This is a genomic window from Bradyrhizobium sp. AT1, from assembly GCF_001590795.1.
In the GTDB taxonomy this organism is placed as follows: Bacteria; Pseudomonadota; Alphaproteobacteria; order Rhizobiales; family Xanthobacteraceae; genus Bradyrhizobium.
The window spans coordinates 1,293,572-1,306,795 of record NZ_JXDL01000001.1; the positions used below are offsets into that span (position 1 = coordinate 1,293,572).

General features: G+C 63.9%; 10 protein-coding genes and 1 pseudogene. 6 read left to right on the plus strand and 5 right to left on the minus strand.

Going from position 1 to position 13,224, the window contains the following annotated elements:
* Together SE92_RS06120 and rpmG are read left to right on the plus strand one after the other, a co-directional pair.
* Positions 1–431 (plus strand): annotated as a pseudogene (locus SE92_RS06120) (LLM class flavin-dependent oxidoreductase); the annotation flags it as partial.
* Positions 432–555: 124 nt separating this feature from the next.
* On the plus strand, positions 556–723 hold the full coding sequence (gene rpmG, locus SE92_RS06125; RefSeq protein WP_008139339.1) for a 50S ribosomal protein L33: 168 nt from the start codon (positions 556–558) through the stop codon (positions 721–723).
* A gap of 954 nt (positions 724–1,677) precedes the next feature.
* Here the strand turns inward: rpmG and SE92_RS06130 are convergent.
* A complete protein-coding gene (locus SE92_RS06130; protein ID WP_063194924.1) occupies positions 1,678–2,238 on the minus strand; it encodes a cytochrome P460 family protein in 561 nt (186 codons plus the stop codon).
* Between the two features lie 321 nt (positions 2,239–2,559).
* Here SE92_RS06130 and SE92_RS06135 point away from each other — a divergent pair, with 321 nt between their 5' ends.
* Positions 2,560–3,798: an acyltransferase family protein gene (locus SE92_RS06135; protein ID WP_084251763.1), complete on the plus strand. Its 1,239-nt coding sequence runs from the start codon at positions 2,560–2,562 to the stop codon at positions 3,796–3,798.
* A gap of 148 nt (positions 3,799–3,946) precedes the next feature.
* Here SE92_RS06135 and SE92_RS06140 read toward each other — a convergent pair whose 3' ends face one another.
* Together SE92_RS06140 and SE92_RS06145 are read right to left on the minus strand one after the other, a co-directional pair.
* Positions 3,947–7,189, minus strand: coding sequence for a toll/interleukin-1 receptor domain-containing protein (locus SE92_RS06140; protein ID WP_198172565.1), 3,243 nt, complete (start codon positions 7,187–7,189; stop codon positions 3,947–3,949).
* A gap of 174 nt (positions 7,190–7,363) precedes the next feature.
* Positions 7,364–8,602: an MFS transporter gene (locus tag SE92_RS06145; RefSeq protein WP_063194926.1), complete on the minus strand. Its 1,239-nt coding sequence runs from the start codon at positions 8,600–8,602 to the stop codon at positions 7,364–7,366.
* A gap of 130 nt (positions 8,603–8,732) precedes the next feature.
* On the opposite strand from SE92_RS06145, the gene SE92_RS06150 reads away from it, so the two are divergent.
* Positions 8,733–9,338: a TetR/AcrR family transcriptional regulator gene (locus SE92_RS06150; protein ID WP_063194927.1), complete on the plus strand. Its 606-nt coding sequence runs from the start codon at positions 8,733–8,735 to the stop codon at positions 9,336–9,338.
* 295 nt (positions 9,339–9,633) lie between these two features.
* Here the strand turns inward: SE92_RS06150 and SE92_RS06155 are convergent, their stop codons facing one another.
* Together SE92_RS06155 and SE92_RS06160 are read right to left on the minus strand one after the other, a co-directional pair.
* Positions 9,634–11,007 carry a PleD family two-component system response regulator gene (locus SE92_RS06155; protein ID WP_063194928.1) on the minus strand — a complete coding sequence of 458 codons (1,374 nt, stop codon included), beginning with the start codon at positions 11,005–11,007 and terminating at the stop codon, positions 9,634–9,636.
* A 14-nt stretch (positions 11,008–11,021) separates the two neighbouring features.
* Entirely contained in the window at positions 11,022–11,387 is a 366-nt protein-coding gene (locus tag SE92_RS06160; protein ID WP_008130064.1) for a response regulator, read from the minus strand.
* 239 nt (positions 11,388–11,626) lie between these two features.
* Between SE92_RS06160 and SE92_RS06165 the strand changes: the two genes are divergently transcribed.
* Together SE92_RS06165 and SE92_RS06170 are read left to right on the plus strand one after the other, a co-directional pair.
* Positions 11,627–11,938, plus strand: a complete 312-nt coding sequence (locus SE92_RS06165; RefSeq protein ID WP_063194929.1) for a DUF3572 domain-containing protein — start codon at positions 11,627–11,629, stop codon at positions 11,936–11,938.
* Positions 11,935–13,224 (plus strand): DNA polymerase IV, encoded by a 1,290-nt coding sequence (locus SE92_RS06170; RefSeq protein WP_063194930.1) that lies wholly within the window; start codon positions 11,935–11,937, stop codon positions 13,222–13,224. Before SE92_RS06165 ends, SE92_RS06170 begins: the two co-directional genes overlap by 4 nt.

Here is a 13,224-nt window from a genome sequence, read left to right on the forward strand (position 1 = left end):
ACGACAGCGCCATCGCCTCGCTCTCCGTCATCCTCGGCACCGATGCCTCGGGCTTCGATCCGGATGGGCAGCTGCCGGAGATTCCGGAGACCAATGCCAGCAAGAGCGGCCGCCAGCGCATGGTCGACCTCGCCAAGCGCGACAAGCTCACGGTGCGCCAGCTCGCCCAGCGCGTCGGCGGCTATGGCGGCCTCTCGTTTGTCGGCACCGCCAAGACCATCGCCGACCAGATGGAGGAATGGCTGGTCGGGCGCGGCTCCGACGGCTTCAACATCATGTTCCCGTTCCTACCGGCGGGCCTCGACGATTTCGTCGACAAGGTCGTCCCCGAGCTGCAGAAGCGCGGGATCTTCCGCAAGGAGTATGAAGGGCCCACTTTGAGGGAGAATCTCGGACTGCCACGACCGAAAAACCGCTTCTTCGAGGGGTAATTGGGCCGATTTGAGTGGTTTTCGGGACCTAAAACCTTGACATCAGGCCGTTTCTGGCTAGGTTGCCGGCCAACGCGGGCCGTTTGGCCGGCTCCAGATTCCCTTCATTCCTGAGGTTCAGAACATGGCCAAAGCGGTCACCATCAAGGTCAAGCTCGTGTCCTCGGCCGACACCGGCTTCTACTACACCGCCAAGAAGAATTCGCGCACCATGACCGACAAGCTGGTCAAGAAGAAGTACGATCCGGTCGCGCGCAAGCACGTCGAATTCCGCGAAGCCAAGATCAAGTAAGATCGGCGAAGCGTTGAAGAGTTTTGCGGGGCCCTCACGGGCCCCGTTTTCGTTTTAGATAGACCCGCGTGTCCCGGACGCGCTGCAGCGTGCAACGCTGCAGCGCTGCGTCCGGGCACGAGAACGAACAGCGCTCCAATCTCTTTGGGCCACGCAGGCCAAAGATTGGGCAGAGATCATCTCAACCTTTGGTTGCTCACACCGGAATGTATGTTAGCGTGCACTTGCCTGCACGGCATTTCCGTGCCGGATTTGGAAGGACAATGGTCATGAGAATCTCATCAAGCCTTGTCGTGCCTTCTACCATCGCCATCGTGTCGACTGTCCTGCTGTGCGCCCCGGCGTCATCGCAAATCCCGAGCGGATCCGCCGCCACGCTTCCCCCCATCACGGTCGATGCGCCGAAACCGGTGGCAAGACCGCACGTGTCGGACCGGGGTGCAAGCACAACGGCGCCGCGCCGGACTGCGCCAACGCGAACGGCAACCGCGGGCACGCCGTCCTATGCGCCGGGCTCGCCAATGGCGAGGATTGCCAGCCTGGAGAGAGTCGCCAGCAGCTGTAACGGTGGCTGTGCATCGAGCTTCCGACACGGCAACGAGCCGTGGATTGGGTGCAGCGAGTCGGGTGGCGGCCTGAACTATGGACCCTTCTCGCCGACGTGCCGGGACACCATCACTCATGCGTCTTACGACAAATGCGTCGAGACCAAGGTGTTCCTCGGCGATAATCGAAACCGAGCCCACTGGTTCTGCAGCAGCCTGGCCGCCGGCAACAGGTTCAAGGTCGCCGATCTCAAGCGATCGGGACGTGCGCGTTAGTTCTTGCTCTCTTCTGTTGCGTCGAGCTCCGCCCTCTCGCGTTGCGGACGCGGCGCGGCGCCAGGAAGCGCCGCGTCCCGGGCACGGGTATCCCGGCGCTCCCGACAAGCGCGTTGCAACACTCCGCTCGGCGTCATCGCTTGCCATATTCGGTGAAGACGTAGTCCTTCGCCTGCACCACCGTGTGACACGAGAATCCGCATTTCGCGTCATGCGACTGCGGCGGCTTGTCCGCCTCGGTCCCCGGCGCAAACGTGTCGGTCGCAGCGTCATATTTGAACACGGCCCATCCCCATCCGCCGCTGTCCGCGAACCTCTTGCTGTCCTTCACCATGAAGTCCACGTCGTGAAGCGTGCCCGGCACCGTCGTGTCTTTGAAGTGCGGGTTCATCTTCGGCGTCCAATGGATCTTTGCCATCTTGGCCCCGTCCGGAAACGGCTTGCCATTGTCGGGAATGCCAGCCTTGTAGGCTTCGATCATCTCGGGATTGGCGAGGATCACTGCGACGAGCTTCAGCGCCGGGCTCTGGCTGGTGGCAACGACTTGCCAACCTTCGTAACCCCTGAACTCCGAGAATGCGAGCCCGCCAGGCACCTTCAGCGCGTATCTGTCCTGCTGCGCAACGGCCAGACCGCCCAGGACAGTGAGGACGACCACGGCGAAAACAACAGCCATCATCTGGATTTTCTTCATGGATTACCCCTGCGCCATTCGGTGAAAAGTCGCTTGTCGGAGCATGTCGAAAATACGTGAGGCCGCAGCATGCGCGCCTGAGGCACGAATATCGAGTCAATTCACCGCCATCGTGCGCTGCCGCCCTCGGCTCGCCGGCTGGGCCAACGTTTACCAGAAACGTTCTCGACGGTGAGTTGTCCGCGCCGCGCCGGCGGCGCTAACCTTCGCTGGGACCGCCGCATTTCACGTCCGCAAAAGCAAGTGTGACCAACCTCGCAGAGCACCCTGACCGGCTTCTCTATCTCCAGCGGGATCGCTTCATGAACCTGGTCCATTGCCGTGAAGAGCCATTTGCCCCTGCTGGATCCGCTGCGCTTCGGAGCCGCACTCGGAGTTGCCATTTTCCACCAGATGTTCTGGTCCTGGGCCTGGACGTCGATCGGCGTCCCCGGCTTCGAGCGCACCGTCGCCGCCGACGTGATCTACCCCTCCGCCGCGCCCTTCACGTGGTTCGGCTGGGTCGGCGTCGAGATCTTCTTTGTCATCTCCGGTTTCGTCATCGCGAACTCGGCGTGCCAATCTTCGCCGGGCACGTTTCTGCTCGGCCGAGCGCTCCGGCTTTATCCGGCGGTCTGGGTCTGCGCCACCGCGACCTTGCTCGTTCTGCTGCTCTTTGGCAGCGGCCCGGCCTCCGAACTGATCGTGCCCTACGTCCACGCCATGCTGATGGTTCCCAAGGGCGTCACGGGTCAGTGGCTTGACGAGGTCTACTGGACGCTGGCCGCCGAAACGGCGTTCTACGGCCTCGTGTTTTGCGCGATGCTCACGAGGAAGATCACCCTGCGGCATCTCGCCTTCGGCCTCACCATCTACAGCGCCATCTTCAACGCCGTCGCGCTGCTGGTCGCCTCGTGCACCACACCGTCCGACCTGCCTTTTCTCGTCATCCTGATGTTCCGGGTGCCGTGCGCGGCGTTCCTGTTGTCGCATGGCTGCTTCTTTGCGCTTGGCATCTGGCTGTTCATTTCCGCCAACAGAGAATTGACGGCGCTCGAGCAGCTCGCAATTGCCGTCACCTGTCTTTCAGGTGCCGCGGAGATCTACGTCTTCGCCTCCTTCTTCCTGGAGTCCATCTCCGCCATCGCGGATCAATCAGCCCTGGTGCCGATCATGGTCTGGGCAGCTGCGGTGTTGCTCATTGCCCGTGCCGCCAACAGGAGCCGGCGCAGTGCGGCCGTCGCTTCCGCTGAGGCTCCGGCCTATTTGAGGACGCTCGGGCTCATCACCTATCCGCTCTATCTCACCCACAACGTGATCGGTACCGCGATCATTCGTGCCCTGGTCGCGGCCGGCCTGGACGCCACCACGGCCGTGTGGCTCGCGCTGGGCATGCTTGTCCCGGTCTGCTGGTTCATCTGCGCGAAGATCGAGCCGGCCGTCAGGACCGCACTGCTGCAGGCCGTCGCGCATTTCGGCAAGCTGCCGCACAGGCTGCCGGCACCGCGCCGCTCGGTGTTGGCGCGAGGGCTGCGTCTTCCGCTGTCCGTTGCGGTGAAGGTGCACGTCGCGCCGTCCTAGCTCGCAGGAATAGGCATAGGTCAGCACGTCGCCCGGGCGGAGCAGGTCCAGGATCTGCGACATCAGCTCCTTGGATTCGACGCCGCCGAGTAGCGCGAATGAAGCTATTCGCATCATTGTCCTCGTTGTGCTTCAGGCAGGGATTCCATCACTGCGGCACCGGAGCAGGAGCGGGTTTGGGAATCACTACCTGCTGCTTGCGCGCCCAGCGCCCCCAACGGGCAGCGGCCTGCGTATAATATTCCCAATGCAGCGGCCCGCGCCGAAGGCAAGGGTTGCGAGCGACCGGGTCGGCCTTATCAAGGCTGCGAAGGAACGGATCCGCAAGTTCCGCGTCCGAGAACTCCTGCACGCCCGTCAGCACATCGTTGCAAACGTGCGCTCGCAGCTTCTCGCCTTTGACGAGTGTGGCCTTTGCCACATCCCTGACGATGGCCGTACCGTCGCGCGAAGTCGTGACAAGCCTCGCGCCATCGCGACTGAATTGCGCATCCGTCACCCAATCGTGATGACCGCGCAACGCCACGATCTCTTCGCCACTTTCAGTATCCCATAACCGCGCGGTCTCGTCCGCGGACGCCGTGACGATGCGCGTGCCGTCGGGGCTGAAGGCAACGTTCGTGACAAAACCTTCGTAACCCTTGAGAACACTGACGCTGGCGCCTGTCTCCAAATCAAACACGCGCGCCGGCGCCCGGGCATAGCCAGCGAGAATTCGCTGGCCATCGCTGCTGAAAGCCACGGCGACGACGCCGCCGATATCGAACGGTAAAGAGCGGATCATCTTGCCTGTCTGCCCGTCGAACAGGCGGGGACGCGGACTTGCGACGTTGTCGCGAAGAGTTGGCGAATTGACCAATAGAAGAAGCTTGCTGTCGGGGCTGAAAGCGGCATGCGAGAGGCCCACTTGTCCCTCCATGACCGCAATCTGGGTACCAGACTTTGCGTCCCAAAGATAAGCGTTCGGACCCATCCCAGCAGTAACGACGCGCGTGTCGTCCGGACTGAACGCCGCCATGGGGGCATTTGGTGTCGTGTGCTTGCCCTTTTCCGGGCCAGCCAGAACGATACGCTCGCTTCCTGTCACGGCATCCCAGATGCGGCCGGTATTGTCGACGGCCGTGCTAACAATGCTCTTGCCATCGGAACTGAACGCAACGGATTTAATGCCCTCGAAGCTATCGCGGCCATGCCCGGAAAATTTGAGCAACTCCTTGGCAGTCGCCACGTCCCAGACGCGTGCGGTGCCGTCGTCGGAGCCGGTGACGATCCTGCTGCCCTCAGGGTTGAACGCAGCGCTGACGACGCCCTTTTCATGACCAATCAGGATCGCCCTCGTGAAATTCGGCTGCGCAAGCCAAACACGTGCGGTTCCGTCGTCGGATGCGGACAGCACATAATCACCCTCGGGACTGAAGCTCACATCGGTGATCCCACCCGTATGGCTCCTCAGGTCGGCAAGCTCCTCGCCGCGCTCCATGTCCCAAATGCGAACGTCGTCACTACCCGGTGGCAAGGGGATGAATGAGAAGGACATCACCATCGCAGCCGACCTATTGCCGTCCGACGCCGATCCCGAGGCGAGCAGCCTTCCGTCGCCGCTGAACGCCAGTGCGCTGACGGCGCCCGCATGACCTTTGAGCTCGAGCTTCATCTGTCCACTGTCGGCATCCCAGAGACGCACGCTTTTCCCGACGCAGCCGGCAATCGTCTTGCCGTCGGGACTGAAGGCAGCGCACCGAAGGTCAGAGGAGCCATCGAGCTTCAGCTTTTCAGTTCCAGTCTCTACGTCCCAGAGCGCTGCATTGTCGGCTGGCGTTCCGAGGGCAGCGTAGCCGACGAGCACCTTCGCGCTGTCAGGGCTGAAGCCGGCGTAGTGCACGACAGAGCCGTCGCTGAAGCGAACGGGGTCAGAATCGCTTGCCATGTTCCAAACGCGCGCGCCGTCTCCCCACGTCGAGACGACATGTTTCCCGTCGGCGCTGAACGCGGCAGTGCCGAGACTGGAAAAACCATCCGGAGCCTTTTGGACTGCGAGCTCCTTTGCCGTTGCAGCATCCCAAATGCGGACGGTCCCGTCGCCCGACGCGGTGACGACGCGCGTCCCATCCGGGTTGAACCGAGCACTATGAACGCCTCGGTTGGTCCCCGAGAGCACCCCGATCTGATTCCCGGTAGCAGCATCCCAAAGTCGGGCTGTCTTGTCGGCAGAGGCCGTCACAATCCGCCTGCCGTTGGAGCTGAACTCCGCGCTAACCACCCGCTCTGTATGTCCCCTCAGCACTACAGCTTGCGAACCTGTCCCGACGTTCCAGATCCGCGCTTCGCCGTCATCCGATGCCGTGACGAATTGTTTGCCATCCGGGCTGAACTTTGCCGTGCGAACAGGTCCTGCATGTCCAACTGTTGCGAAGCTCAATTGATTGGCTAGGGCCGCGCCGGCGAGCTTGCCTTCAATGGCTGTAGATATCGGTATCCAGGGCATCGCACCTTCAGCCGGAAATGTCTGGAGCGCATAGCGCATGGCGCGGTCATAGCGTTGCTCGCGCACAGCAGTATCGACCGGATTGACGAACACTGTCTGCTCCCGCCGCGTCGTCTCGATGTCCTGCCAGATCACACCGGCGAGGCCCGCCAGCAACAGCACGCCCACGCCCGCCAGAGCCCGGCCAAACCACCTCTGGAACCATGCTGTCCGGTCGAGTTGTTGGCGAGTGCGTTGCGCCTGCGCCTGCTCGGCGCGACGGCTTTCCTGGATGAAGGCGCGCTGATCCGCCGTCACCTCGGGCGTTTCCGGCGAGAGCGACGGCTGCGAGGAAATCCACAGTTCGGCGTCGTCGATGTCCTTCCCGCGAAGCAGCGCGTGCTCGTCCTTGTTGCGCGCATTGGCCCAATGAAACGCCAATTCGCCGATGCGCGTGTGCTCGCGTATCCAGGCGATGTCGCGCATGAGCGCGCTCGCGAGCGTGTTCAGCCCGGGCTCAAGCACCTCGCCCGCGTCCATGAAAATCCAGTTGAGGCGAGAAAGGCGTGAGGGAGCGTTTTCGGTCCGCCGCATCACCACCGGCAACAGGCGCTTGCCCATGCGCTCGGTTTCGTTGAGCTCCCAATCGCACACGGAGGTGGGCAGAACTGAATCCGGGGAGATCAGAAAGACGACGGCGTCCGCGCGTGCGATGAGCGCCGTCAACCGCTCGCGCCAGAGCTCGCCGGGCAGGATGTCCTTCTTGTCAAGGTAGGCTTCGAATCCGAGTGCGACGAGGGACGTAACCAGCGTTTCGGCGAACGTTAAGTCCTTGCGCGAATAGGAGATGAAAACACGGGTCTGGCGGCAAGCATCGTTCTCGCTCGCAGCCCGGTGCTCCGGCTTGCCTGGCGTTCTCTCCGCCATGCCGTTCCCCATACTGGTCCGATCGCAATGATACGTTGCCTGACGTATCGGGGGCTTGCAAGAACGTTAGTTGATCGCCGATGACCGCAAGGGATCACTAGCTCTCGATCACAACGAGGCAGTGGCTCGTCTGCCAGTCGGCCCCCAAGCGAACGCTCATGAGCCCCTTCCCGTCTACGCCGCCCGCAGCACCGGCGTCGGCGGCTGTGACGGCCTTACAAGCGCGAAGGCCACCTGCACGATGCCGCCCGCCAAGCCCAGCGCCACGCCGATGCGCCAGGCCATGGTGTAGGAGCCGAGCGCGTCGTAGAGCACCCCGCCTCCGTAGGCACCGAGGAAGCTGCCGATCTGGTGGCTCATGAAGGCGAGGCCCTGGATCATCGCCTGCCAGCGCAGGCCGAACATCTCGACGACGGCGCCTGCGACCAGCGGGCCGACGCCCATCCAGAGGAAGCCCATGATGGCGCCGAACAGCAGCGTCGAGAACGGCGTCGCCGGCAGCATGAAGTACCAGGCGAGCGCGAGCGAACGCAGGATGTAGATGCTGCCCAGCAGCGCCAGCTTGTTCCAGCGCTGGCCGGCCCAGCCGAAGAACAGTGAGCCCAGCACGTTGAAGCCGCCGATCATGCCGAGCGTCTGCGCGCTGAGCATCGGGTCGAGGCCGCAGATCGCGAGGTACGATGGCAGATGCGTGGTGAGGAACACCAGCTGCATGCCGCAGACCAGATAGGCGCAGGTCATCACGACAAAGGACGCATTGCCGAACGCGGTCTTCGCCGCGGTCGCAGCGGTGGCATCGCCGATGTCGTCGGTAGACGGCTTCGGCAGCGGGACCTGGTCGACGCGTCCCGCGTACCACGCGGCCGGAATCATCAGCACCGACATGACGACGAAGCCATCGAGTCCGACGCGCCAGCCAAAACCCTCATTGAGCATCTGTCCGATCGGCGCCGACAGCAGCGCGCCCAGCGAGCCCGCGCCGGAGACGATGCCGAGCACGGTGGAACGCACCGTTGCCGGCACCGCGCGCGCCGCAACCGACATGGCGATCGCAGCCGCAGTGCAAGCCATCGACGTCCCGATTAGCACGCCGGCGCCGATCATGATGGCGACGAGTCCGTTCGCGGTCGCCATCAGCGCGAGCCCCGCGATGTACATCAGCGAGCCCACGATCATGATCGGGCGGAAGCCGTAGCGCACCGTCATCGCGCCGGCGAGCGGCTGCAGAAAGCCCCAGGCGAGGTTCTGCACCGCCAGCGCCAGCGTGAAGTCCGAGATCGAGATGTGAATGTCATGCGTCAGCGGCTGCACGAAGATGCCGAGCGACTGCCGCAGCCCCATGCTCAGCGTCAGCATGATCGAGGCGCCGATCAGGATGGGCAATGTCGGACGCAGGACCTGCAGCAGGGGCATTTTTCTTCTCCCTTTTGGGCACGGCGCAATTGCCGTCGTCCGCTTTTGCCGTTGATTTTGGTTACACAGACCTGTGTACTTAGGCTATGTTGGACGCCTGCTGTCAAGCGAACAGGACCTTTTCTGCTGCATGGCTCCCCCGCCCGCCCCACAGACGATGAAAGAGCGGATCCTTCAGACCGCCGACAAGCTGTTCTATCTGCAGGGCATTCGCGCGATCGGCGTCGACACCATCGCGGCGGAGATCGGCATCTCCAAGCGCACGCTCTACAACCACTTCCCCTCCAAGGACGCGCTGATCGCGGCCTATCTGGAACGACGCTTCGTGCACGCGTCCCCTTCCGACAAGCCGCCGGCCGAGCAGATCCTCGCCACCTTCGATTCGCTGGAGCGACGCTTTGCGGCGAAAGACTTTCGCGGCTGCCCGTTCGTGAACGCGGTCGCCGAGCTCGGGCCTGCCGACCGCGCCGTGAAGAAGATCGCAATCGCCTTCAAGGAAAGCCGCCGCCTCTGGTTTCGCGACCGCCTGAACGAACTCGGCGTCGCCGATGCCGAGGCGCTCGCGACGCAGCTGGTGCTGCTAGTCGACGGCTCGATCGCGCAGGACCTCGTGCGCGACGATCCGGCGATGGCAAGAGCAGCGAAGGACGCGGCGAAAGTGCTGTTGCGGAATGCGGGGGTGGATGTGGGGGATGAAGCAGCGAAGCCGGTGAAGAGCAAGCGCCCGCCCCAGTGATTGCTGTCACCGCAATTTCGGTGTCATGCCCCGCGGAGGCGGGGCATCCAGTATTCCAAAGACAGTGAGGTTCTAGCCGAGAAGCCGCGGCGTACTGGATTCCCCGCCTTCGCGGGGAATGACAGCGGAGCTTAGAGGACCGCGGCGATCCGACCAACATGCCCCTGTTTTGCCCGACAGGTCCAACGACGCGACCGCCAGCAAAACGCCTTTTTGCACCCGCCTAACCCATTGATCCGGCTCACGCCGGCTACTGTGCATGGGGTTGTTTTCGCAAAATTTGTGCGGGCAGCCGTCACGCCGCCTGCGACACCACGCGATTGCGCCCGTCGTGCTTGGCGCGGTACAGCGCGGTGTCGGCGCGCTTGAGGACGTCGGCGACCGCCTCGCCCTTCTGCTCCAGCGTGGTCAAGCCGATCGAGATCGTGACCTCGATGCGCTTGGCGCCCTTGTGGATCGCGAACGGCTCGCCCGCGATCGAGCGGCGCAGGCGCTCGGCGACCATGCCGGCGACGTGGAGATCGGTCTCCGGCATCACGATGACGAATTCCTCGCCGCCGTAGCGGCAGGCGAGATCGATGCCGCGGATCGACTTGCGCACCCGCACCGCGAATTCGCGCAAGACGTCGTCGCCGGCGTCGTGGCCGTAATTGTCATTGATGGACTTGAAGAAGTCGATGTCCAGGATCATCAGCGCCAAGGGCTTGCCGCGGGTCGCGGCCTGCTCGGCGAGCGTTGCCAGATGGCTCTCCATGTAGCGGCGATTGTGCAGGCCGGTGAGCGCGTCGGTGATCGCCATTTCGATCGAGTTCTGCACGTTGTCGCGCAGATGATCGGTGTAGCGGCGGCGGCGAATCTGGGTGCGGGCGCGCGCCAGCAGTTCGATCTTGTCGATGGGGCGCAGCAAATAGTCGTTGACGCCGATCTCGAGGCCGCGGAGCAGCCGCGTCGAGTTCTCGGGGTCGGCGATCGCCAGGATCGGCACATGGCGCGTGCGCTCCAGCGAACGCGCCTGGCTGCACAGCCTGAGGCCGTCGAAATTGTTGAGGTCGAGCGAGACGATGAGCAGGTCGTAATTGCCCTCGGCGGCGTGGAACAGCGCCTCCGTCGGGTTCGGCTCGACGTCGACGGTGTGCTCGGCGGCGAGGATCGTCGCCAGCCGCTCGTAGGAGGACTCGCGGTCGTCGACCAGCAGGACGCGGCCGCCCTTGCCGGTGTCGGAAACGGCGCTGCGCTCGGGCGCCTGCATGCCGATCTCGAGCGAGGTGATGGCGCGCATGCGCAGCTCGTCCGTCATCATCTTCAGCCGCGTCAGCGAGCGGACGCGCGCGATCAGCACGACGTCGGAGACGGGCTTGGTCAGGAAGTCGTCGGCGCCTGCCTCGAGGCCGCGGTTGCGGTCGGAGGGGCTGTCGAGCGCGGTGACCATGACGACAGGGATGTGGTGCGTGGCCGGATCGGTCTTGAGGCGGCGGCAGACTTCGAAGCCGTCCATGTCGGGCATCATGACGTCGAGCAGGATGATGTCGCATTCGGCGCGGGCGCAGATCGCCAGCGCCTCGGTGCCGTTCGAGGCGGTCATCACGTCGAAATATTCGGCGGACAGGCGGGCTTCGAGGAGTTTGACGTTGGCAGGAACGTCATCGACAACCAGGATACGCGCGGACACTGTGAACTCACTTCCTATCCGATAAAACGCCGGACCGTCTCAATGAATTTGCCGACCGAGATCGGCTTGGACAAATAGGCCTCGCAGCCGCCCTCGCGGATGCGCTCTTCGTCGCCCTTCATCGCGAACGCGGTGACCGCGACGACGGGAATGGAACGCAGCTCCGGATCGTCCTTGATCCAGCGCGTCACCTCCAGGCCCGAGACCTGCGGCAATTGGATGTCCATCAGCACCAGGTCCGGCCGCATCTTGCGCACCAGATCGAGCGCTTCGTAGCCGTTGCTGGTGCCGGAGGTCTGATAGCCGTGCGCCTCCAACAGGTCGCGGAAGAGCTTCATGTTGAGCTCGTTGTCTTCCACGATCAGGACGGTCTTAGCCATCCCGCCCTCCTGATGGGTCCGACGGACCGGTACATGTGACGCCTCAGACGCCGCTTTCCGGCGTTTCGAAAACTGGATTCAAACTAGCCTCAGATTCGCTTGAGTTTCGTTAAACCCGAGGGTCGACTTTCTGCGATGTGGTTTCCAGTTGCTTGCCCCGGGATCGCAAGACTCACGGCGGAGACTCGGGCATGATGCAAAGTAGACACCGAAAGTTAACGGAAAGGCAAACCGCCCCCTTGAAAAAGCCTGTTCACAACCCCCGCGAAGTCGCTGAAATCGTTGCGATTCAGGCGCTGTCCTTCGTCGCGAGCGAGCCCGAGCGGCTGGGCCTGTTCCTGGCCGAGACAGGGGTGGGTCCGGAGACCCTGCGCAATGCCGCCGCGGACCCCAATTTCCTGCTCAGCGTGCTCGATTTCGTGCTGCGCGATGACGCCACTGTGAACGCCTTTGCCGGCTCCGCGGAATTGCACCCGACCAACGTCGCCGCAGCGCGGCAGGTCCTGGGCGATGCGCTCGGCGACCCCTCCTGGGAGCGCGACGTGCCGTGACCAGTCCCGACCCGGCCGGGCCCCGCTGCTTCTGCCGGGATTGTTCGGCCGATCTTGACATGGGAGCGCGGCGCTGTTCGGCCTGCGGTTCCCCTCGCCTCGTCCGCCACCGGGCGCTCGCGAGCCTGACCATCGCTCATATCGACTGCGACGCCTTCTATGCGACGGTCGAGAAGCGCGACAACCCTGACATCGCCGACAAGCCCGTCATCATCGGCGGCGGCAAGCGCGGCGTGGTGTCGGCCGCCTGCTACATCGCCCGCACCTACGGCGTGCGCTCGGCGATGCCGATGTTCAAGGCGCTGGACGCCTGCCCGCATGCGATCGTGATCCCGCCCGACATGGCGAAATATGTTCGCGTCGGCCGCGAGGTGCGCCAGGCCATGCAGGCCCTGACGCCGCTGGTCGAGCCGCTCTCGATCGACGAGGCCTTCCTCGACCTCTCCGGCACCGAGCGCGTGCACGGCATGATCCCCGCAAAAGTGCTGGCGCGCTTTGCCCGCGATGTCGAGCGCGATATCGGCATCTCCGTCTCGGTCGGCCTGTCCCGCAACAAGTTTCTGGCCAAGATCGCCTCCGACCTCGACAAGCCGCGCGGCTTTGCCACGCTCGATCAGGAGGAAGCGCGGGTGATGCTGGCGGACAAGCCGGTCGGCTTCATCTTCGGTGTCGGCCCCGCCACGCAGGAGCGTCTCGTGCAGCGCGGCTTCCGCGTCATCGCCGACCTGCAGAAGGCCGATGAGATCGAGATGATGCGGCAGTTTCCGAGCGACGGCCGCAGGCTGTGGCGGCTCGCGCGCGGCATCGACGACCGCCGTGTCGAGCCTGACCGGGGCGCCAAGACGATTTCCAGCGAAACCACCTTCGAGACCGACATCCGCGATTTCGCGACGCTGGAGAAGATTTTGTGGCGGCTGTGCGAGAAGACCTCGTCGCGGCTCAAGAGCAGCGAGCTCGCTGGCTCGACCGTGACGCTGAAGCTGAAGACCGCCGATTTCCGCCAACGCACGCGCTCGCAGTCGATCGCCGCGCCGACCCAGCTCGCCGCGAAGATCTTTGCGATTTGCCGCGAGATGTTGGCGAAAGAGATCGACGGCACCGCGTTCCGCCTGATGGGCGCCGGCGTCAGCGCGCTACGCGACGGTTCGGTCTCCGACGACACCGACATGCTCGACCGCCGCGCCGCCCATGCCGAGCGCGCGGTGGACATCCTGCGCAAGAAGTTCGGCAGCGCCGCGGTGATCCGCGGGATCGCCTATGAGGGCCCGGAGAAGGCGCAGGAGTGA

Bases quoted from the DNA above. Each gene is read 5' to 3' on its own strand.
- rpmG (WP_008139339.1), top strand. From the start codon at position 556: ATGGCCAAAGCGGTCACCATCAAGGTCAAGCTCGTGTCCTCGGCCGAC.
- SE92_RS06130 (WP_063194924.1), bottom strand. From the start codon at position 2,238: ATGAAGAAAATCCAGATGATGGCTGTTGTTTTCGCCGTGGTCGTCCTC.
- SE92_RS06140 (WP_198172565.1), bottom strand. From the start codon at position 7,189: ATGGCGGAGAGAACGCCAGGCAAGCCGGAGCACCGGGCTGCGAGCGAG.
- SE92_RS06145 (WP_063194926.1), bottom strand. From the start codon at position 8,602: ATGCCCCTGCTGCAGGTCCTGCGTCCGACATTGCCCATCCTGATCGGC.
- SE92_RS06150 (WP_063194927.1), top strand. From the start codon at position 8,733: ATGGCTCCCCCGCCCGCCCCACAGACGATGAAAGAGCGGATCCTTCAG.
- SE92_RS06160 (WP_008130064.1), bottom strand. From the start codon at position 11,387: ATGGCTAAGACCGTCCTGATCGTGGAAGACAACGAGCTCAACATGAAG.